The organism is Corynebacterium sp. HMSC055G02, from assembly GCF_001809065.1.
GTDB classification, from domain to species: domain Bacteria; phylum Actinomycetota; class Actinomycetes; order Mycobacteriales; family Mycobacteriaceae; genus Corynebacterium; species Corynebacterium jeikeium_D.
In genome coordinates this window covers 94,969-116,685 of record NZ_KV795672.1, presented here as the reverse complement: position 1 = coordinate 116,685, position 21,717 = coordinate 94,969, and the positions used below count along the sequence as shown (strand labels likewise).

Genomic DNA, 21,717 nt, shown 5'->3' with positions numbered 1-21,717 from the left:
TGAAAAGAAAGTCAGAATTTTCCAGGTCTGCGCCCTTTTAGACCAGCCAGCTGTAGCGGGCGGCATCCATGTTGGAGGTGATGACATCGCCATCGATGAGGTAGCCGGCGGCAACTGGGCGGCGGTCGATGGTTGCAAGAACCTCGTCAAGCTCGGGCTTGGGGAAGTAGGTGAAGTGGCCATCGGAAAGTGGTGCGAACACTGTATTGCTCCTTTGGTTCTTTGCTCGAGGGCAGTGCGTTTCTTTGTGGCCGCGAGGAAAACATGAGAACTTCCTCACGAACCGTGGTGTCGAGTATTGTTAACTGGTTTTGAAAAGTAAAGGAAAAGTAAGAGTGATGTTGCACACGTCTTTAGCTATAACTGTGCAGGCATAAGGGGCTGCTTCATTTTGGGTGTTCGAAGGAATCTTGTTCAGTCCGGGGGATTGTCTACAATCTGGACTCATGGCTAACTCCTCCTTCGTGCACCTCCACAATCACACCGAGTACTCCATGCTCGACGGTATGGCGAAGATTGATTTGCTCGCCGACGAGGTTGCGCGACAGGGAATGCCTGCGGTCGGTGTCACCGACCACGGCAATATGTTTGGCTCGAATGCGTTCTATCGGCAGATGAAGTCCAAGGGCATCAAGCCAATCATCGGCATTGAGGCATATATGGCGCCGGAGAGCCGTTTTAATAAAAAGCGCATTCAGTGGGGTGAACCGCATCAGCGTCGAGACGACGTCTCGGGTCGCGGTTCCTACTTGCACCAGACCATGTTGGCTGCGAATGCGCAGGGTCTGCGGAACCTGTTCTACCTGTCGTCGATGGCATCGTATGAGGGACAAATTAGTAAGTACCCGCGTATGGATGCCGAGTTGGTGGCAGAACGCGCCGAGGGCATTATCGCGACCACTGGTTGCCCGTCGGGTGATGTGCAGACGCGTCTGCGTCTGGGGCAGTTCGACGAGGCTCTGCAGGCCGCCGGGATGTGGCAGGACATCTACGGCAAGGAAAACTACTTCCTTGAGCTGATGGATCACGGGCTGGATATTGAGACCCGTGTGCGCAGTGAGCTACTGGAGATTGGCCGGAAGCTGAACCTGCCGCCGCTGGTTACGAATGACTGCCACTATGTCACCCGTGACCAGGCCAAGGCTCACGAGGCTATGCTCTGTGTGCAGACGGGTAAGACGCTCAATGACCCGGACCGTTTTAAGTTCGACGGTGACGGCTACTTTATTAAGTCCGCCGAAGAAATGCGCGCGACCTGGGATCACCTAGTCCCGGGTGCCTGCGATAACACGCTGCTCATCGCAGAGCGCGTCGAGGACTACGACGAGCTGTGGGAGGAGCACCCGCACGATCGCATGCCGAAGGCGGACGTTCCGGAAGGGGAGACGCCGACGACATGGCTGCATCACAACGTGATGGAGGGGCTGCGCAAGCGCTTTGAAGGGCGCGAGGTACCGGAGGAGTACATCCGGCGCGCGGAGTACGAAATTGAGGTGATTGACGGTAAGGGCTACCCGTCGTACTTCCTTATCGTGGCGGAGTTGATCCGCCATGCCCGTGAGGTGGGCATCAAGGTCGGTCCGGGGCGTGGTTCCGCTGCCGGTTCTTTGGTTGCATACGCGACGTGGATCACCAATATCGACCCGATTGAGCACGGTCTTCTCTTCGAGCGATTCCTGAACCCAGAGCGCCCGTCCGCGCCGGATATCGATATCGACTTCGATGACCGCCGCCGCGATGAAATGATTCGCTACGCCGCCGATCGCTGGGGCGAAGACAAGGTGGCGCAGGTGGTCACCTTCGGTACGGTGAAGACCAAGCAGGCTCTGAAGGACTCGGCGCGTGTGCAGTTCGGTCAGCCGGGTTACCAGATTGCAGACCGCATTACTAAGGCGCTGCCACCTGCGATTATGGCTAAGGACATTCCGCTGAGCGGCATCGTCGACCCGGAGCACCCACGCTACGGCGAGGCCGCCGAGGTTCGTCAGCTTATTGAAACCGACCCGGATGTGGCTCGAATTTACGAGACGGCTCGTGGTCTCGAGGGCGTCGTTAGGCAGACCGGCGTGCACGCCTGTGCCGTGGTGATGGCGTCGGTGCCACTCTTGGATCACATCCCGATGTGGAAGCGACAGGCTGACGGCGCGATTATCACTGGCTGGGACTATCCGGCGTGTGAGGCCATCGGTCTGTTGAAGATGGACTTCCTGGGTCTTCGAAACCTGACGGTTATCGGTGACTGTATTGAGCACATCAAGTCCAACCGAGGCGAGACAGTTCTGCTCGATGACCTTCAGACCGATGATCCGAAGGTCTATGAGCTGCTGTCGCGCGGTGACACCCTCGGTGTGTTCCAGCTCGATGGTGGCGGAATGCGTGAGCTGCTCAAACGCATGCAGCCAACGGGCTTCGACGACATCGTGGCATCGCTGGCGCTGTACCGTCCGGGGCCGATGGGTGTGAACGCGCACTTTGACTACGCGGATATTAAGAATGGTCGCAAGCCTTATAACGCCATCCACGCGGAACTGGATGAGCAGCTGAAAGAAATCCTGGAAGAAACACACGGCCTGATCGTGTACCAGGAGCAGATCATGAAGATCTCGCAGAAGCTGGCGAATTACACCGCGGGCCAAGCAGATGGTTTCCGTAAGGCCATGGGTAAGAAGAAGCCCGAGGTGCTGGCCAAGGAGTTCGTGAACTTCGAAGGCGGCATGTTGGAAAATGGTTTCTCTAAGGATGCTGTCCAGAAGCTGTGGGATATTATTCTGCCCTTCGCCTCGTACGCGTTTAACAAGTCTCACGCGGCGGGCTACGGCCTGGTGTCCTACTGGACCGCGTATCTGAAGGCCAACTACACCGCTGAGTACATGGCGGCGCTGTTGACCTCGGTGGCGGATGATAAGAACAAGCTGGCTATTTATCTGTCGGACTGTCGACACCTTGGCATTAAGGTGCTGCCGCCGGATGTCAATGAGTCGGGTATGGACTTCGAGCCGGTCGGTGAGGATATTCGCTTCGGCCTTGGCGCTATCCGCAACGTCGGCCATGATGTGGTCGCGTCGATTGTGAAGACGCGCGAGGAGAAGGGCAAGTTCACGTCGTTCTCGGACTACCTGGACAAGATTGAGACGCTGCCGTGTAACAAGCGCATCACCGAGTCGTTGATTAAGGCCGGCGCTTTCGACTCGCTGGGGCACCCACGAAAGGGCCTTGCGCTCATTCACGAAGAGGCCATTGACTCGGTGCTGTCGACCAAGAAGGCTGCAGACAAGGGACAGTTCGACCTGTTTGCGGGCTTCGGTGGGGAAGAGGACACCGGATCGGAGAGCATCTTTGAAATCCGTGTGCCGGATGAAAAGTGGGATCGCAAGCACGAGCTGACCCTGGAACGAGAAATGCTGGGCCTCTATGTCTCCGGTCATCCACTCGATGGGTTCGAAGAATCGCTGGCCGCGCAGACCGATACCGCTTTGACCACGGTCGTCGGTGGGGAAGTCGCTAACAACACCGAAATCACTATTGGTGGCATTGTCTCTAGCGTTGACCGTCGCGTGAATAAGAACGGCCAGCCCTGGGCGATTATCGGTATTGAGGACCACAACGGCGCGCGCGTGGAAGTTATGGCTTTTGCGAGAACCTACGCGATGATTGCCACCAGCATTGCTGAAGACGCCATCGTGCTTATTCGTGCCCGCGTTCAGTACCGCGATGACCGCATGAGTGTGGTCTGTGATGACCTGAAGCTGCCGGACCTTGGTCGCAATGGCTCCACTTCGGCGCCGCTGCGTCTGACCATGCGCACTGATCAGTGCACTCCGGAGATGATTGCCAAGCTGAAGTCAGTACTGCTGGACAACCCAGGCGACTCCGACGTTTACCTCAAGCTTGTCGACGGCGATTCCCACACCACTTTGGTTCTCGGCGAGCACTTGCGGGTCGACCGGGACGCCAGCTTGATTGGTGATCTGAAGGCGACGATTGGGGCCAGCATTTTGGGGTAGCTTATCGCGGCCCTGATTGTCGCAACCGGTTGTATGACCGAGTAGAGTCATAGCTCATGAGTGAGAATTCTGTGCCTGCTTCCCAGACCGAACGCCGACTTGTTCACGCGGCCGATATTCAGATTGCGCAGGCACGAATTTCTTCGGTTATTGCGGCCACTCCGCTGCAGTTCAGCCCACGTCTTTCCGAAATCACCGGTGCAAAGGTATTCCTCAAGCGGGAAGACCTCCAGGACGTGCGCTCGTACAAGATTCGCGGTGCCTACAACGCCATGGTTCAGGTTACCGACGAAGAGCGAGCAGCAGGCGTCGTTGCGGCATCTGCAGGAAACCACGCTCAAGGCGTGGCATATGCCTGCCGCCAGCTGGGTATTAAGGGGCGCATCTATGTGCCCAATGCCACGCCGAAGCAGAAGCGCGACCGTATCGCTTACCACGGCCGCGATGCCGTTGAGATTGTCGTTGTCGGGGACTCCTTCGATGAGGCCGCCGCTGCGGCGCGTGCTGACGCACAGCGCACTGGTGCCACCATGGTGGAGCCATTCGACTCCTTCAACACCATCGTCGGACAAGGCACTGTCGCAGCTGAAATTATTGCGCAGCTCTCCGGTCAGGGGTTGACTCTGGATACCATCTGCGTACCGGTCGGTGGCGGTGGTCTGCTCAGCGGTGTCACCTCTTACCTGTCGGATATGTCGCCGAACACCCAGGTCATGGGTGTGGAACCTGCGGGTGCGGCCTGCATGCGCGCAGCCCTGGAGAACAATGGCCCGATTACGCTGGGGCACACCGATCCGTTCGTCGATGGCGCCGCGGTGGCCCGTTTCGGTGACCTGCCATGGCACATCCTGGAGGCCAACCGCAACCGCGTTCATCCGATGATTGCGCCGGAGGGCGCGGTCTGTGAGGCGCAGCTGGATCTCTATCAGAACGAAGGGATCATCGCTGAGCCGGCCGGTGCGCTGTCTGTGGCAGCTCTGGAGCAGATGCAGTTTGAACCGGACGAGGTTGTTGTCTGCATCATCTCGGGCGGTAATAACGACGTGCTGCGCTATGCCGAGATCATGGAGCGCTCGCTGGTCTACCGCGGCCTCAAGCACTACTTCCTGGTCAACTTCCCGCAGAAGCCCGGCCAGCTGCGTATGTTCCTCAGCGATGTTCTCGGCCCGGATGACGACATCTCGCAGTTCGAGTACCTCAAGCGCAACAACCGCGAAACTGGCGCGGCTCTTGTCGGTATTGAGCTACGTCGTGCCTCTGACCTCGAGGAATTGCTGGCACGCATGGATGCCTCGCCGCTGAAGTGCCGCCGACTGGTACCCGGCACACCAGAGTATGACTTTTTGACCTAGACTTGCTGGGTCCAGCTGGGAAACCTCCGAGGAAGTCCTCCCAGCTTCGTTAATTAAATGAATCTTTTCGAGCAAGCTTTGTAGCGAAGGGGAGCGTCCACCCACTATGACTGGGGCAAGCAGTGTCGACCAGGGTGTCCGAGTGGAAAATACCGTGATTGTCGAAATGTGGCTGGCTGCCGCAGAGCAGGACCTGGCCACCCGGATTCCGGGTCTGCTGGAATCCGCCACACAGGCCAAAGTTGAGCCACTGTTTGTCTGGTCAGGGCTGGCGATGGACGAGGTTGAGCGTATCGACCGCTTCCTGGGAACGCTCCTGGCCCATCATCTGGTGGGTGGTACTGCTGCCGATATTGAAGCTGCGAAGAGTGTCGTTGACAATCACCCGCTGGTCACCCTTGCCTCGCTGGTAGGACGCGCCGCGCGTGTTGCGTCGGCAAGCGAAATGTGGCTGGACTGGCCAGCCGCTCTGCAGCTGGATCCAGACGCTGACACTACCGGCGCGCTCATCGAGCACCTCGCCGCCGCAGTGCCGACAATGCTGGCCAATGCTGGTTTGCCTAACGACGTCGACAGCAGCCAGGCCGACGCGGATCCGCTGCAGCGGGCAGCGCAGGTGCTTCTTCTGCACGCGGGTGTGCAGCTATCAGTGATGCCACTGATTATCGAGCGCTGTGAGGAGCTTGCGGGCGTATCGGAGCTATCCGACCCTTCATCAAATGACCTGGTACAGGCGCTGTCGAAGGTTCATCCGCTGCTCGAGGAGCTGCTGACCGAAATCGCAGAGGCGGAAGATGGTGTCTACCCACTGGCGCTGCGTCAGTTGGCCAGGACGGCACCTCGTCAGGCGCACAAGTTGTTTAAGGCAACCCTCGGCTATGCCATTGCCACCGCCGCTGATCCGGCCAACTGGGAGGCTCGGGAAGAACTCGGCCAGCTCGATGCGGGGCTGCCGCCTATTCTGGTGGCCGCTGCGCGTGAAGAGCTGCGTATGCGTCCGGCGGGTACTGCGAATCGTCGTGAAGCCGTGGGCGTGGTGGCAACGACCGGCCGCCCGCAGCTGTACTTCGATGAGCTGACGCAGACCGTTGGCGTACAGCTACCGACGCCGCTGGATCCGGCGGGACGGACCTGGCGTGTCACCTTCGGCGGCACGGTAGCAACGACGCCGGTGGTGGGCCTGCAGGATTCGCTGCCGCGTCCAGTGGTGACCATCGATGAGCCGGTGCGCGATGTGCTGGTGGAAATCGGCGATGAGAAGCACTGGCGAGTCCCCGCGATTAGCACTGAGGACCCGATTCTCATTTTCGGTGCCGACGGTCAGTCAGTCACAGACAAGGTCTCGCTACACTCGACGTCCGCTACGGTGGTCTACCCGGTTGATGCCACACTCGTTGACCCCGTCACAGGCGCTGAGGTGCCATTGCTATCGGACCCGCGCCCATTTAACTGGGAGCTGTGGCAAGTCGCTGAGATCGACCTTCGCGATGTTCATGCAGTTCAGGTTCGTCGGTCCGGGGCGGCTGGCGAGGTTCGCTCGGCATCACCGCAGCGGCAACCGCGAATGACCATGCCCCACGCACGTCTCGACGGCACGGTGTCTGCCTACGGCACCCCGGTTTACGCCGGTGGGCCGGTCGCTGTGTTCCCGCCGACGCTGTCCGGTAAGGACGAGTCCTGGCGCGCCATTGTCACCGATTTTGGTGGCTATGGTGCGTTTACCACGGATTCCGTCATGGTCTATGACCTCGAGGTGCCCGCCGCGGGTGGCGAGGTTGAGATCCTTACCGATGATGATTATCCGTGGGTCGGCGAGTTCGTGGTTCGCCTGGTCAATCCGCGTGGCCGCAGCTTCCAGAAGCACTTCGCCATTGCCGAGCAGGCAGACCTCACGATTACTTACAGCGGTGGTGGCGACGGCTTCCGCATCCCAACCATCGACGGGCTGAGCCCCGCCGACATCCGCGTTGTCTCGGGTGACAAGCCGCTTGACGCCGAGCCCGCTATCGTACGCCTCGGGGCAGACGAAGTCACAGGTACCGTCGAGCTTTCCACCGAAGAAGGCGCATGGCTGCAGTTGCAGGTCACGCCAGGCACGCTGCAGTTTGAGGTTCCGCTTGCCGACGAATCCGTCGCCCGCCGCACCACTACATTGGTCACCCGCCCGAAGCGTGTCGATGCCTTCGGCAAGATTGTCGTCAATGCCCCGGGCGAGTTGCGCCATGCGCATGTTGCAGTTTCCAGCGGTGAGCGCGACATCTGTCGTGTCCCCATCAAGCGTTTCGGCGATACTGGCTACGCGGAGTTCGGCAAGTTTGCCGACCGTATCTCCCTGCTGAAGGCCCTGCGCATCAGTTTGGACTGGACACGTGTGACGGGACGGAAGCGCCTGTCTGTACCACTGGTGGAGGCTTCCTCCCGCGATGCCATCCGCCAGATTGCCTTCAACGATGAAGCCACTGACATCATCGAGGTTGATGTCGCTGACGACGTTTCGCACTTGCCGATGACCCTGTGGCTCTGGGCCGCCGGTCAGCCGTGGCGCGAACCCGTCGCCCTGGAAGTCGTAGAGGGCGAATGCGAGCTTCCCGCCGAACTCCGCGGCCTTGGCCCATTTGTCGCGCAGGTGACTCTCGGTGTGGAAAAGGAACGCCACCCGCAGTGGCCGGCGGCCGGGTCGACCATTCTGAATCATGTCGATGATGCAGAGGCTATCGACCTCGATGGCGAGGACACCGATCCCGTTGCTCGCGCGCAGGAACTGTGGGGCGAGCTAAATCAGGATCAGCTCGCACGTTTGTGGACACTACTGGCGACCTTGCGGGCTGGTCGTGCAACCGACATGGTGCAGGCGAATCCGCTGCTGGCCGCACCTAGGTTGGGTGCGATCTTGTGTGCCGAACCACGCGCCGGTCTGGCAGCGTTGAACCGTTCAGTCATCGCGCTCGACGATCAGCCGGGTATGTTTATCGCCTCCGGACTCGTGCTGGGAGACTTCAGCGCTACTAAGCCAGTGCCGGGGCGTCGCCGTGTGCCGTGGCTCGGTGCATTGGCAGCATTGGCGGATCTCACTGATGAGAGCGTGGACCGTTCTCGTCAGCTGGATTACCTGCGCACAACTGGTGGCCAGGGACTGCTGGACATTGCTGCCAGCGGCCAGGACACCACCCTGGAGTCCGCTACTATCGACCAGAGCTCGGTGCAGATTACCTCGCTGCCGGAAGCACAGGCCAGCGCTATTCTGTCGCAGGTCTTTGATCCTTACCGCATGGTCCCGGGTCCGCTGACCGACGATGACGCTCGCTTCACCGCAATCTACGAAGTGGTACGCAATCGTGCTGAGATTGTGGAATCCGGTGTCATGACCCAGCTTGCCGCCGCCTCTCGGGTGTTGTTTAAGACGGTATCGAAGGCGTCTCCACGACTGCGCAAGGCGGTCAATGTGCGCTTCCACAAGCTCGACGGCATCGATGCGGATGATCCTTCGCTGCACTGGACTCTGGTGCCGGGAACGTCACTGCTTATTGCAGTGGCTGCCCGCGTATTGGCTCGTACTCAGGCTGAGAACTCTGATGCCAGTGTCGCCGCTGTCCGTGAGCTGATTCCGATGTGGGCTCAGCTGGCGGACCTGGTTCCGACGTTGGTGATGAGCGATATTCTCATCGCAGACGCGTTGGTGGCTCACGTCCTCCACGGTGATGTCACCGAGTTGCCGTGGCCAGCACCCGAGTCGGGTGCAGCGGATGAGGAAGAGTCCGACACCGAGGCTGAAAATCCGGCTGACTAGCTGAGCGAGACGACAGCGTAGCCCCACGCTGGAAGCGAGATTTCGGGACCGGCAGCTTCGTCATTGACGATGCTGGCTGCTGCGTCTTCAAAAGTGTGCAGCAGGTGGGCGGAACCGAACTCGGAATCCAGGCTGACGCTGGTTTCGGCGTCGGAGAAATTCGCCACCAAAGCGACAGTTTCAAAGGCATCCGAGTTTCGGGCACCCATTTCGCGCTCATCCTGGCTGCGCACAACGACGAGGCAACGATTGTCCTCGTCATACTCAGTCACCACAGATGCCGACCAGGGAGTGCGAAGCGACGGGTGGGACTTCCGCAGCGCGAAGAGATCGCGGTAGGCCGCCAGAATAGTGGCGTGCGAGCCCTCCGAGACCTCCTGCCAATTGAGCTTCGAGTGGTGGAAGGTCTCTGGATCCGATGGGTCGGATACCTCCTTCGGATCCCACCCGGCACGGGCAAACTCACGTAGGCGTCCCTCGCGCGTGAGCCGTTGCAGCTCCGGATCTTCATGGGAACAGAAGAAAGCAAACGGGGTAGAGGCGCCCCATTCCTCACCTTGGAAGAGCATCGGGGTGAAAGGACTGCAGGCGATAACTGCTGCCTTTAAAACCTGCTGCGCCGGAGTGAGGTTCATCGACGGACGGTCACCGACAGCGCGGTTTCCCGTTTGATCATGTGTGGTCGTGTACGTTACGAAAGCATGCATGGGCTGTACAGACAGGTCGAAGAGACGACCATGAGTGCGACCACGGAACGTCGACATTGTGCCCGTATGCCAGAAGCCAGTTTCCAAAGCACTAGCTAGCGCTTCCACCGACCCAAAGTCTGAGTAGTAGGCGTGGTCCTCGCCAGAGACCAGCGTGTGCAGTGCATGGTGGACGTCATCATCCCACTGAGCGTTGAGGCCAAAGCCACCTGCAGCGCGCGGGCGGACCAAACGCGGATCATTCTGGTCGGACTCTGCAATCAAAGAACGCGGAATACCAGTCTCGGCTGCGACAGTGTCTGCGACAACCTGCATCTGCTCCAGAATGTGGAATGCCCCCTCGTCATGCAGGGCATGGACCGCGTCCAGACGAAGACCGTCGACGTGGTAATCCACCAGCCATTGGCGCACTGCATCCAAAATATACGCACGCACCTCATCAGAGTTGTCGCCAGTGAGATTGACAACCTCACCCCAACCCGTCGAACCACCAGCGGTGTAGGGGCCGAAAAATCCCACATAGTTGCCGTCTGGACCAAAGTGGTTAAAGACCACATCCAAGATGACAGCCAAACCCTTTCGGTGACACGTATCAATCAGCTTCTGTAGACCCCGCGGGCCACCGTAGCCCTCGTGCACGCTGTGCCAGGACACACCGTCATAGCCCCAATTACGGTCACCACCGAAAGGCTGCACTGGCATCAGCTCAATATGTGTTACCCCCAGCTCAATCAGATGGTCTAGATGTTCCACCAAACCTTCGAAATCACCAGAATCGCTGAAGGTGCCCACATGCAGCTCATAAATCAGACCTCCTGGCAGAATCCGGCCCGACCAGGCCGAGTCCTTCCACTTATAGGCACCCAGGTCAACGACCTCGGAGAAACCATGCGGACCATCCGGCTGGGACTGTGAACGCGGATCCGGCAGCGGTATTGTCCAGTCACCGACAGCGGGGGAGGAGCCGTCCCCCGATTCGCCATCAGGCGCGCCGTATCCCGCATGTGCCCGCAGCGAAAAGGCGTAGCGATCCCCCGGTGTGCGAGCCACGTCAGCTTCGAACCAACCGGAGTTGGCGCCGTAGCCATTGGTGGCATCAGCGATTGGATGCATATCAAAAATCGCAGGCGCGTCAGGATTACCCAACAGCAGACGGACTTCGGAAGCGTACGGGGCCCAGACTCGGTAGTTGCTCATGAGCACCATGGTAGGTCAGTCAGCGGATTGACACAGTGAAACTTTTTCGACCACTGCGGATTTGAGGTGAGCCCAAGGTGAGGTCGAGATAGTAGCGACCGACGGTGATTGGGTGTGCACGAAGCCCATACGCAACAATGGACACTATGACCACCGAGCCATCCACTTCGACCGAAGCGACGCAGAATCAGCGTGACATCGAGCTGATTGTCCCCGCCGACGGTGACATCGTCACGAATGAAATCGAGATTAAGAAATCGCGCTTCATTACGTGGATTGCGCGTGCCGACGACGAAGATAGCGCCCGAGAGGTCATTAATTTGGCCAAGGCGGAGTACCCGGATGCTCGCCACCACTGCAGCGCATACATTCATGAGGTCGTCGGAGGAAATCGGGTGGAGCGATCCTCAGATGACGGTGAACCTGGTGGCACGGCAGGGCGCCCGATGCTCGATGTGCTCCAAGGCTCTGGAATGACGAATGTCACCGCCGTAGTAATCCGCTATTTTGGCGGCATCAAATTGGGCACGGGCGGGCTTGTAAGGGCTTATTCGGATTCGGTCTCAGAGTGTCTAGAAAAAGTCACGCGCATGCGTCGAGTGCAAAGAGCCCTGAGAGTAGTGAGTGTCTCCGCTGCAGATGCCGGTCGCATCGAGGCAGAATTGCGTGCTCGCGGCTATGAGATTGTGGAAACGCGGTGGGGGCAGCACGTGGAGTTTTCCATCGCAGTGACTGCCGATGGGATTGCCCAGCTTGACGGCGAAATGCAGGCGCTGACTAAGGGAGCTAGCGAGCCGTCTACGGACGGTGGCGAAATCTGGTGGGAGCTGCGCGCCTAACAGCCACTAACCCTGGTTCGGGGACTCCTCGCCGTTGTGTGCGCCGCGATGACGCTTGAGAATTTCCACCAGTTCGTCCTTGTTTTCCGCAATCTTTTCCGGCCGACCGAAGACACAGACCGCTGCCACAGTAGCGCCGTCTTCCTCCACTGCGATAGAGACACCATCGACGCCACCGCCTTCGGCAATACCCGGGGCAGCACAGACGCCGGTCTCTGCGATTTCCCCAGCCTGGCGGAGGAAATCATCCACATAAACCTGGTCTTCCGGTCGCGCGGAGTTCAGGTAGGACCACAGTTCGCGCTTTTCAAACCGACTCATCAAAACCCAACCTGCAGAGGTGCGCAGCAGCGAGCGTGGCAGGAAGTTCTCCGTCAGGTACTGGTAGCGCATGGATTCACCGACGGTTTTGAGGTAGAAAAGCTTGCCACCAACCGGCAGTGCCAGCACGGTAATCAAGCCAGTTTCGTTGTGAATCGCCTCAAGCTCGGCCGTCGGAACGTGGACCATGCGACGACCGGCCATGACATTGAGCAGAAACGGCGCCATGCCGAGCGTGTAACGCTTGTTGGACTCGTCAAGGTAACCTGTCACAGTCAGACCGTTGACAAGGCCCTGCGTGGTACTGAGCGGATAGTTCAACGTGTGGGCGATGTCTGTGAGGGTTAGACCTTCGTTAGAGCGCGCAACGAGTTCGAGGATCGCCGCAACGCGGTCGACCATACGGTGGCGGGGGCGGACAGTTTCTGTCATAGCGCTAACTCTAGCAACCTAGCTACGCCATTGTATTAATTACCTACTCAAATAGGAATATTTAGCAGGCTTGCTATATCTGTCGGGATTTTTCCCGAATTGTACGCCCTATCGACCTATGCGATGCGTCAGGGTGACCAGAACGCTCTAATATGTACTCCATGAGCTATCTTCAGCCCCAACCTCAGAACCCCATTGAGCTCCGCAAGAACGCGGTGCGAAAGTACTCCCGCAATGCCGTTGTATGGGCAGGCAGCGGTGTCGTCGGCGGTGCAGTGCTCGGACTTCTAGCCGGAAGCATGTCGCTATTCCTCATCCTGGCAGTAGTCGGCCTGGTCGGTGGTTTTCTCAATTGGCAAAAGGTTCAGCGGATCGTCAACTACAAGGATCCGCAGTAAGTGCCTGCTCAGCAGCAATTGTCTACCGAACCAGTGCGTATCGATGCCTGGATCTGGGCGGTCAGGTTGCTGAAAACTCGCTCATTGGCCGCAGATGCGTGCCGTGGCGGCCACGTCAAAGTCAACGGCGAGGCCGTGAAACCCTCAGTTCTAGTCGTCCCAGGGGACAGAGTGCGATTGTGGGCAAACCACCGCGAACACATTGTTGAGGTCACCAAGACTGTGAAGAAGCGGGTCGGAGCTCCGGTGGCCAGGCAGTGCTATATCGACCACTCTCCGCCACCGCCTCCGAGGGAGATTCTCGCATCGATGCCGATGCGCGACCGCGGTGCCGGGCGGCCTACGAAGCGCGATCGCCGTCAGCTCGATCGTCTTCGGGGACGTCGCTCATAGGCATCCCGGCCTCAGCTAGTTGCTGCAATCGTGCGCGCAAACGAGCTGGTCGGCGCTTCGGGTTATGGCTGGTATCCGCAGTGGCCTTGATGTGCTTGTCGCCGCGAGCCGCTAGTAGCAGGTCATCGATAACACGCACATGACCTGGGTTAAAGCGGTACTTCATGGCCTTGCTTACCGCGCTGAGACGCTGCGGATTAAGTAGCTCTCGCAGCTGCCCGACAGTGCGAATGCCATTGCGCTCCAGCAGTTCTTCTGCCCAGCCGTAATGCTCTGATTTCGAGCGGGGTGCATCGGGAAGCAACATCGTCAGCACTCCGGGTAGGGTTTCCTCAGTCACCACAATGTCATCGGCTGTGGTCTTTGCCGGAACTGAGGGCTGTTCGCCCTCTCCTTGCGCGGAATCGTCTGGCGTAGATTCCTCCAGCACGGCAACGACTTGGTCGAACTGCTGATCCGCGAGCTCAATAAGGCCAGCGGCCAGCGCAAAAGCTCTATCAATCCGCGGGTCTGTCGCTCCCTCAGGGGCCTTGTAACGAATATCGTGCTCAAACTCCGCCCACGCATGCTGCAGCACAGTGCGCAGTTGCACCTCAAACTGCATATCCGCATATGGAGCTAGCTCTGACGGCGCCGCCGTCGACACCTTGCAGATCAAGTGCTGGGAGCCGTATCCCAACCGGCCGCTGATTCGTGTCTCCGCGGTCTTGTCGATCGTGCGCAGCACAGTCAGCGAATCTCCCAGCGCATCCATAATCGCGGGAATCTCCGTCGAATGGTACGTGGTTACACGCACACCGATGATGTCGTGGATATCGTGCCACGGGTCAGGGTAGACGTAGCTGCCATCCGCTTCACGACGCAGGGCCTTCTGCCGCAATGAGCGGAAAGACTTCACCCGCGCCGTGACATTGTCAAAGGCCAAACCGGCATCGGAGAGAATCTCTTTAATCGCATCGACAAAGTCCTGCGCGGCGGTGGGGTGCCGAGTTGCCCACGAGTCGTACTTCGACTGCAGCGCACGTGTAACCTCTCGATCCTCCGCCAACTGAGCCTTGCGGGTTTGGTCGCGGGAATCGTCGGGAAGCGAATCCTTCATGCGCTTAGTCGTCATCGTCCTCGCGTACCAGCAGTGCTACTGGGAAGGAGCTGAACAGAGAAGCCACGGCGATGGTGCCTGACCAAGTATGGCCGGTGAAACGGTCGGTCCAGAATCCCTTGGGAAGTGTCACTGTAGTGTCGCCCCAACCGCCTTCGCGTTGCAGCCCCAGCGGACGCCGCGTCACCAGCGCGATAACATCTTCCGGCTCGCCCTTCGGTCCACGTGCTGCACCGACCAAATGACGCTCGCCGACACCCACGGCGAATACTGGCTGGTAGGCGCCGCCGACGAAGGACTCCGGGCGTTCCGCACGCAGCTTCACTCCGTGGTGAGTCACCATCAGCTTTGCGACGTCCGCATCGGCATCCGTAAAGTCCTCCGGCAGCTCAGCTGGGTGCTCTGGACTCTTAGTTACCGACGTGACCTCATCGCGAGCAACCTTATCCAGCGCCGCGACGCGCGCATCGTAGTCGACGAACCGGCGGTTGTCAGGATCAACCAGGGAGTCCTCTGTGAACTCCGTCCCCTGGTAGGTATCGGGGATGCCGGGGCCGACAAGCTGGAGGAGTTTGCGCGACAGTGACGTGGTCAGGGCAGCTGGCGCAATGGAGCGGACGAACTCTGTGATGGAGTCGGTCAGGGGGCCGTCGAGAAGCGCGTCGATCCAGCTGCGAATGCCGAGTTCGAACTCCTCGACCGGCTCCGTCCAGGAGGTGTGCACATCTGCCTCGCGGATGGCCTTAATGGCGTAGTCGTGGAGGCGTTCACGCAGTTCATCGGTAATTACGCCGTCGGTCGGCCAGACTCCGATGATGTTCTGCAACAGGAAGTAGCCGGTGGCATCGTCCGGGGCGGGGGTGATGGCCATCCAGTTGCGGACATTTTCAGCCCAGTCGCCGGAGACATCGGAGAGCTGGAGAATGCGGGCTCGGACATCTTCGCCGCGCTTGGTGTCGTGCGTGGACAGCGTGGTCATGGTTCGTGGCCAGAGGCGAGCACGTTCCGACTGCAACAGGTGGAACTCCGCCGCCGACATGCCGTAGCGACCCAAATCACCGCCGACTTCGTTCAGGCTGATCAGGCGGCAGGCGCGGTAGAAGGTGGTGTCTTCGACACCCTTTGCCATGACCGCACCACAGACCTGCGCGAACCGCGTGGCGGCCTCACCACCGGCTACCAAACCTGCCGAAATGAGGTCGAGGGCAAAGACACGAGAGGGGAAACGCGCTGCCATTTCACCAATGACCGTGGAAGCCACTCGTGACAGGGAGACATAGTCCGAACGATAGACAGGCATGGCAGCGACCAGCTTGCAGATGGTGTCGATAAGTACCTCATCGCTGACGCTGGTACCGCTGATAGACCAGTTATCGCGGCGCAGGGCACGTGCTAGACGACGGACCTCCGCAGCCAGCTCGTGAGCCGCGACATCGTGCTTGAGGGCCTGCGCAGTTGCCTGCACGGCAGTCTTGTCCCAGGTTGAGCCGGACTGCTGCAGAGCCAACATACTCATGGCGTCTCGGGAGTCGCGGTTGACGAAGACATTGTCGAACTCACGCAGGGCGTCGTAACCCGTGGTGCCGTCAACCTGGAGCCTCGGATCCAGTGGCTCTTCGGCACCCAGAATCTTCTCGATAACCAGCCACTTGTCATCGCCGAGTAGACGGCGCAGCTCACTGAGATATCCGAATGGGTTGCTGAGGCCATCTGGGTGGTCAATGCGGACACCGTCAATGATGTCCGCAGCTAGCAGCTCGCGGATGATGCGGTGTGTGTGCTCGAATACCACCGGGTTTTCCTGGCGGATGCCGGCCAGGCCGTTGACGCTGAAGAATCGACGGTAGCCAATGACCCCGTCCTTCCAGTACATCAGGCGATAGGCCTGGCGATCATGTACTTCCTGCGGGGTGCCGTCCTCGGTGCCCGGGCGCACCGGGAATGTGTTGTCGTAGTAGCGCAGAAGTGGCTCGTCGCCAGAGGTGTCGAGCTCCAGCTTGTCGATATCCTCCGGGGAGCCCAGAATCGGCAACCCCATCTTGCCGTTGGCACCGTTGTCCTCGTGCCAGTCGATATCGAAGTATGGCTCGAACTGAGAATCCTTGCCATAGGTCAGAACGTCCCACCACCAGGCATTGAGCTTGGGCTCCTCAACACCGAGGTGGTTCGGTACCAGGTCGATAATGATGCCCAGACCGGCCTTGTGCGCCACCTGCGCGAGCTTCTGCAGCTCTTCCATGCCGCCGAGCTCCGGGTTCACCGTCGTCGGATCGATGACATCGTAGCCATGGTTAGACTCCGGTACGGAGGTGAGGATAGGCGACAGATACAGGTGTGAAATTCCGAGGTCTGCCAAGTAGCCGACCTGTTCAGCCGCGTCAGCGAACGTGAAAGCGCGCCCGTTTGGGTCGGCCTTGGGGCCACGGAGTTGGAGACGGTAGGTGGACGTAATTGGTCGGCGACTCATGTTCCCCTTTATACCGCCCACCAGGAAAAGCTGCTGCCTGACCGCTGTGGCAGCAGCTAGCCCCAGAGTCTGCGCCCGCCGTCCGAATGCGAATTTCTTCTCGTGAACGTGGCCTAGAAGGGTGGCATTCCGTCATCGCCGGGCAGGGAAGTAGAACCGAACAACGGAACCGACTCACTGGAGTTGTTTCCGGCGCTGGCGCTAGGTGTCCCTTCCGCAGTGTCTCCTGCTTCGGACGCGCCATCCTCTTCCGGATTCAGCCCGAGTGCGGTGAAGAGCTCCTTCTCAGTCCAAATCTGGATTTCCTGGCCTTCGGCCTGCAGCTGTCGAGCCCTCTTCTCCTTCGACGTCGCCGAATCCCACGGACCGGCGACCAAAATTGTCGTCTTCTTCGTGACACCCTTATTGATATTCGCACCTGCAAAGGCAATCTTGTCCCACAGAAAGCCCTTGTCATACGGGGCAAAATCACCGGTCAGTGTCACCCGCTGCTGGTACAGCAGGCCGCTTGGATCCGCGTCCGGATTCGGGTCTGGAATGGTGTCCGGTGTCTTTGCCGCATCCCATTTCGCATTGCGACGCGGCCGACGTGACGGCGCGGAACTGCCGGACTGCGCACCAGCACCAGCACCAGCACCAGTTCCCGCGTTGGTCCCGGCACCAGTGCTGGCGACACCAGACGGGTCATAGCGCACCATCCGCACTCGTCCACTGCCAATCTGGCCCAAGCTCAGCGAGACCTTCTGGCTCAAATCAGCCACCGATGTCGCGCGCTGCTGCTCCATCAACCACAGCGCTACCTCAGCACATGCGACCGCATCTGCCGTCGCATCATGATGATTCTCCAGCGACGCCCCCGCGGCCTCCGCCAACGTCGGCAGCTTCAAGTTGGGCAGCCCCAACTGCATCTGCCGAGCCCACATATAAGTACACGCAAAATTCAACTTCGGTGCTGGAATGCCTTCCGCCCGGCACGCCCGCGACAGGGCTGTGAAATCAAACCGCGCATTGTGAGCAACTACGTCCAAATCCCCAACGACGTCAACAAACTTCGCCAGCTGCTCCGGAAATGACGGCTCACCGGCCACATCCGCCGCCGTGATGCCATGAATCGCGACATTGGCTTCATCAAAATACTCCAGACCCTTTGGCGGACGGCACATCCAGGAATAACGATCCGTCACCTTCCCGCCACGCACGACCGCAACACCAAGCTGAATAATCGAGCCGGTGTCTTCGTTCGCTGTCTCTACATCGAACGCTGCAAACGGTGCGATGTCCGACGCCGCAACCTCATCCCCAGTAGGAAGCGGTGCAAAAGGCACAGACTGCTTTACGACGTCGCCCGCGCCCTCAACCACACTCACGCCTTCGGTGACTGCCGCGCGCTGTGCCACCCACGGCATCAACGTGGAAGTAAAAGCATCTGCTGAATTGTAGAACTCCGGATTCTTGGCCATCTCCGCCATGAGGTCAGCCAGCAACTGCGCTGCTGCCTGACGATGAGACATCACACGGGCCTTTGGCAAAGCTACTCCGAGGTCTACCGTGCCGGGGAAGAAGCGGTTGGCCGGAGTGTAGACACCGTTTTTACTTGCCGATGCGACCTCGGCAACGTCGGCAAGCGGGAGGGGCTTCGCGGGGTCGGTGCTAGCCGTGTTGATGGTGTGGGTAAGGCGGAGCCCATCTGCGGTAATAGTCACCGTGTCGCCGGTGAGCTCGAAGACGACGGCGGGCTCGGAGGATGGCGTGGTCGTAGTCATGCACTAGATGGTAGCGCCGATGGCGGATTGAGCCCCATAGAGGCTGCGGTACCTGCGGTTCTCGCCGAGTACACATGGCTTCCGACAATGTGGAAATGTCCACAGAAATAGGAATATTTATGGAGTGTTCGGACAGTGGGGGTGTCTGTACCCCTGAAAACCACATGTTTTGGGAGGTTAAATGTCCGGATGCATTTTGAGCGGGCGCTCCTTATACTTTTCGACGAACGGCGGTAACTGGTCGTTCGAGCTTTCGAGCTCAAGCGAAGGGCAAAGCGGAAACAACGTATGCCAGTGAAGCGATGAAATAAGGAGTAAACATTTTGAGCACGCATTCTGTGCACCCTGGTTCTATCTTGAACGATAATTTCCTCGAGCCGCGACACCTCTCTATCTACCGACTGGCTCTTGCCATCGGCGTGCCAAGCTCAACTCTGGAGCGCTTTCGCACCGGCCGCACTGCGGTCACCACTGACCTCGCAAATCGACTGTCCGACTACTTTGACACCGAGCCGGAGTACTGGTTGAACTCTCAGGCGGAGTTTAATATGCGCGCATCTGCGTAAGAAGACTTCACGCCAGCTCGGCTCCCGCAGTGCTGTGTTGACCCAAACCCTGTTTTGAGTTGAACTCAGAGCCGAAAATCCCCTGTCAGTGGAAGAAAAGTCTTCCGCCGACAGGGGATTTTTTGTGTAGGATCCAACCCAGGCCCAGGCCCCTACACCCAACGCGGACGCGGCTAGTGTCGCTCGATCAGCACGATGGTAGAACGGGCTGGCACGCGGAGCTCGCCTTCTGGCTCAACGATGCGCTCGCGGGTCGGGCGACCCGTGATCTCTGTGGTGTCGATGATGACTTCCCAGCTGTGTGCGTATTCGGTGCCCGGAATTTGGAACATGATGTCCTCGTGGTGGGCGTTGAAGCACAGCAGGAAGGAGTCATCCTCAATCCTGTGACCTCGGCGATCAGGCTCAGTGATGGCATCGCCGTTGAGCCAGACCATCAACGACTTGCCGAAGTCGAAGTTCCAGTCATCGGTCGTCATGACACGACCCTCATAGGTCAGCCAGGCAATGTCACGATCGTCGGTTTCCGCACCGAGCGGGCCACCGCGCAGGAAGCGGCGGCGTCGGAAGACTGGGTGTTCCGCACGCAGCTCAGTCAGGAACTGGGTGTATTCGACCAGTTCAGAGTTGGTACGAGTCTGATTCCAGTCGACCCAGGCCAAACGGTTGTCCTGGCAGTAGACGTTGTTGTTGCCCTTCTGGCCACGTCCCATTTCGTCACCGTGGCTAATCATCGGAGTGCCCTGGGACAGCAGGAGAGTGGTCAGGAAGTTACGATGCTGGCGAGCGCGCAGCGAAATGATGCGCTCGTCGTCGGTCGGGCCTTCCACACCGCAGTTCCACGAACGGTTGTGGGACTCGCCATCGCGGTTGTCCTCGCCGTTGGCCATATTGTGCTTCTCGTTGTAGCTGACCAAGTCATTGAGAGTAAAACCGTCATGCGCGGTCACGAAGTTAATCGACGCAGTTGGGCGGCGGTCATTGTTTGCATACAGGTCCGAGGAACCGGTGATACGTGAAGCGAACTCGCCGAGCGTGGATGGCTCACCGCGCCAGAAGTCGCGGATAGTGTCGCGGTACTTACCGTTCCATTCAGTCCACTGCGGTGGGAAGTTACCGACCTGGTAGCCACCTTCGCCGACATCCCACGGTTCTGCGATGAGCTTGACCTGGCTGACAATCGGATCCTGCTGCACCAAGTCAAAGAAGGCAGAGAGGCGATCCACATCGTGGAATTCTCGAGCCAGGGTGGATGCCAAATCGAAGCGGAAGCCGTCGACATGCATCTCGGAGACCCAGTAGCGCAGCGAATCCATGATGAGCTGCAGCGAGTGCGGGTGGCGCACATTCAGGGAGTTACCGGTGCCGGTGTAGTCCATGTAGTGCTGGCGATCGCCTTCGACCAGGCGGTAGTAGGCCTCGTTGTCGATGCCTCGGAAGCAGATGGTTGGGCCCATGTGGTTGCCCTCGGCGGTGTGGTTGTAGACCACGTCGAGGATAACCTCAATGCCGGCATCGTGAAATGCGCGCACCATGCCCTTGAACTCGCTGACTGCTCCGCCTGGCTTTTGGGAAGCCGAGTAGTCCTGATGTGGTGCTAGGAAACCGAAGGTGTTGTAGCCCCAGTAGTTGCGTAGCCCCTTTTCGCGCAGGTGGTCGTCCTGGAGGAACTGGTGGACCGGCATCAGTTCGATAGCCGTGACACCAAGGTCCTTGAGGTAGTCAATAATCGCCGGATGCGCGAGACCGGCATAGGTACCACGTAGCTCCTCCGGAATATCCGGGTGAGTCATGGTCATGCCCTTGACGTGGGCCTCGTAAATCACGGTCTCGTTGTACGGCGTGCGAGGTGCGCGGTCAGCGCCCCAGTCGAAGAATGGGTTGATGACCACGGAGGTCATGGTGTGTCCCAGGCTGTCCTCGGTGTTGCGCTTCGAGTGGTCATGAATGTCATAGTTGAACAGTGATGGGTGACCGTCGAATTCGCCGTCGAAAGCCTTGGCGTATGGGTCGACCAGCAGCTTGTTGGGGTCGCAACGCTTACCGTTGGCCGGATCGAATGGGCCGTGTACGCGGTAGGCGTAGCGCTGGCCCGGCATGATGGACGGGATGTAGCAGTGCCAGATATGCGCATCGACTTCTTCCAACTCAATGCGTGTTTCTTCGCCTTCGGCGCTAATCAGACAAAGCTCAACCTTTTCCGCAACGTCGGAAAAGAGTGCAAAGTTGGTGCCAGCGCCGTCGTAGGTAGATCCGAGCGGGTAAGGCTCACCCGGCCATACTTGATAATCGCCGACTGTATTTGCTTGGTTCATGTGACTACCTTAACCGTTTTGTAAAAAACATGAGCCTTTTTCGGTCCCGTGTGGGCGCGCCATCCGTCCCATCTGTC

General features: G+C 59.2%; 14 protein-coding genes. 7 read left to right on the top strand and 7 right to left on the bottom strand.

From position 1 onward, the window contains the following. Positions 1-37 precede the first annotated feature (37 nt). Entirely contained in the window at positions 38-202 is a 165-nt protein-coding gene (locus HMPREF2547_RS10870; RefSeq protein WP_016422979.1) for a hypothetical protein, read from the bottom strand. A gap of 244 nt (positions 203-446) precedes the next feature. Between HMPREF2547_RS10870 and dnaE the strand changes: the two genes are divergently transcribed. The 3 genes from dnaE to HMPREF2547_RS09125 all read left to right on the top strand — a co-directional run bounded on the left by dnaE (position 447) and on the right by HMPREF2547_RS09125 (position 9,143). Beyond that, a complete protein-coding gene (dnaE, locus tag HMPREF2547_RS09135; RefSeq protein ID WP_016422978.1) occupies positions 447-4,004 on the top strand; it encodes a DNA polymerase III subunit alpha in 3,558 nt (1,185 codons plus the stop codon). 56 nt (positions 4,005-4,060) lie between these two features. Continuing rightward, positions 4,061-5,356, top strand: a complete 1,296-nt coding sequence (gene ilvA / locus HMPREF2547_RS09130) for a threonine ammonia-lyase IlvA (protein WP_049190440.1) — start codon at positions 4,061-4,063, stop codon at positions 5,354-5,356. A gap of 106 nt (positions 5,357-5,462) precedes the next feature. Next, positions 5,463-9,143 (top strand): hypothetical protein, encoded by a 3,681-nt coding sequence (locus HMPREF2547_RS09125; protein WP_070566026.1) that lies wholly within the window; start codon positions 5,463-5,465, stop codon positions 9,141-9,143. Here HMPREF2547_RS09125 and treZ read toward each other — a convergent pair. Next, positions 9,140-11,056: a malto-oligosyltrehalose trehalohydrolase gene (gene treZ, locus HMPREF2547_RS09120; RefSeq protein ID WP_070605622.1), complete on the bottom strand. Its 1,917-nt coding sequence runs from the start codon at positions 11,054-11,056 to the stop codon at positions 9,140-9,142. The genes HMPREF2547_RS09125 and treZ overlap by 4 nt on opposite strands. 128 nt (positions 11,057-11,184) lie before the next feature. Between treZ and HMPREF2547_RS09115 the strand changes: the two genes are divergently transcribed. Continuing rightward, a complete protein-coding gene (locus HMPREF2547_RS09115) occupies positions 11,185-11,886 on the top strand; it encodes a YigZ family protein (protein WP_187401577.1) in 702 nt (233 codons plus the stop codon). A gap of 6 nt (positions 11,887-11,892) precedes the next feature. Here HMPREF2547_RS09115 and HMPREF2547_RS09110 read toward each other — a convergent pair whose 3' ends face one another. Then, positions 11,893-12,639 carry a helix-turn-helix domain-containing protein gene (locus HMPREF2547_RS09110; RefSeq protein WP_048734728.1) on the bottom strand — a complete coding sequence of 249 codons (747 nt, stop codon included), beginning with the start codon at positions 12,637-12,639 and terminating at the stop codon, positions 11,893-11,895. 152 nt (positions 12,640-12,791) lie between these two features. Between HMPREF2547_RS09110 and HMPREF2547_RS09105 the strand changes: the two genes are divergently transcribed. After that, the gene (locus HMPREF2547_RS09105) at positions 12,792-13,037 is read left to right on the top strand and encodes a hypothetical protein (RefSeq protein ID WP_005510313.1); all 246 of its coding nucleotides are present in this window, start codon (positions 12,792-12,794) and stop codon (positions 13,035-13,037) included. Next, the gene (locus tag HMPREF2547_RS10655; protein WP_016422972.1) at positions 13,038-13,430 is read left to right on the top strand and encodes an RNA-binding S4 domain-containing protein; all 393 of its coding nucleotides are present in this window, start codon (positions 13,038-13,040) and stop codon (positions 13,428-13,430) included. On the opposite strand, the gene HMPREF2547_RS09100 is transcribed toward HMPREF2547_RS10655, so the two are convergent. From HMPREF2547_RS09100 to HMPREF2547_RS09090, 3 genes are all read right to left on the bottom strand, one after another. Further along, positions 13,378-14,544 carry a GTP pyrophosphokinase gene (locus HMPREF2547_RS09100; protein WP_070605620.1) on the bottom strand — a complete coding sequence of 389 codons (1,167 nt, stop codon included), beginning with the start codon at positions 14,542-14,544 and terminating at the stop codon, positions 13,378-13,380. The genes HMPREF2547_RS10655 and HMPREF2547_RS09100 overlap by 53 nt on opposite strands. Beyond that, positions 14,534-16,996, bottom strand: coding sequence for a malto-oligosyltrehalose synthase (treY, locus tag HMPREF2547_RS09095; RefSeq protein ID WP_070605618.1), 2,463 nt, complete (start codon positions 16,994-16,996; stop codon positions 14,534-14,536). The genes HMPREF2547_RS09100 and treY overlap by 11 nt, the downstream gene beginning before the upstream one ends. Before the next feature lie 113 nt (positions 16,997-17,109). Further along, on the bottom strand, positions 17,110-18,759 hold the full coding sequence (locus tag HMPREF2547_RS09090) for an exonuclease domain-containing protein (RefSeq protein ID WP_070605616.1): 1,650 nt from the start codon (positions 18,757-18,759) through the stop codon (positions 17,110-17,112). Positions 18,760-19,082: 323 nt separating this feature from the next. Here HMPREF2547_RS09090 and HMPREF2547_RS09085 point away from each other — a divergent pair, with 323 nt between their 5' ends. Next, on the top strand, positions 19,083-19,325 hold the full coding sequence (locus tag HMPREF2547_RS09085; protein WP_070605614.1) for a HigA family addiction module antitoxin: 243 nt from the start codon (positions 19,083-19,085) through the stop codon (positions 19,323-19,325). A gap of 173 nt (positions 19,326-19,498) precedes the next feature. On the opposite strand, the gene glgX is transcribed toward HMPREF2547_RS09085, so the two are convergent. After that, a complete protein-coding gene (gene glgX, locus HMPREF2547_RS09080; RefSeq protein WP_048734718.1) occupies positions 19,499-21,640 on the bottom strand; it encodes a glycogen debranching protein GlgX in 2,142 nt (713 codons plus the stop codon). Positions 21,641-21,717: the final 77 nt, after the last annotated feature.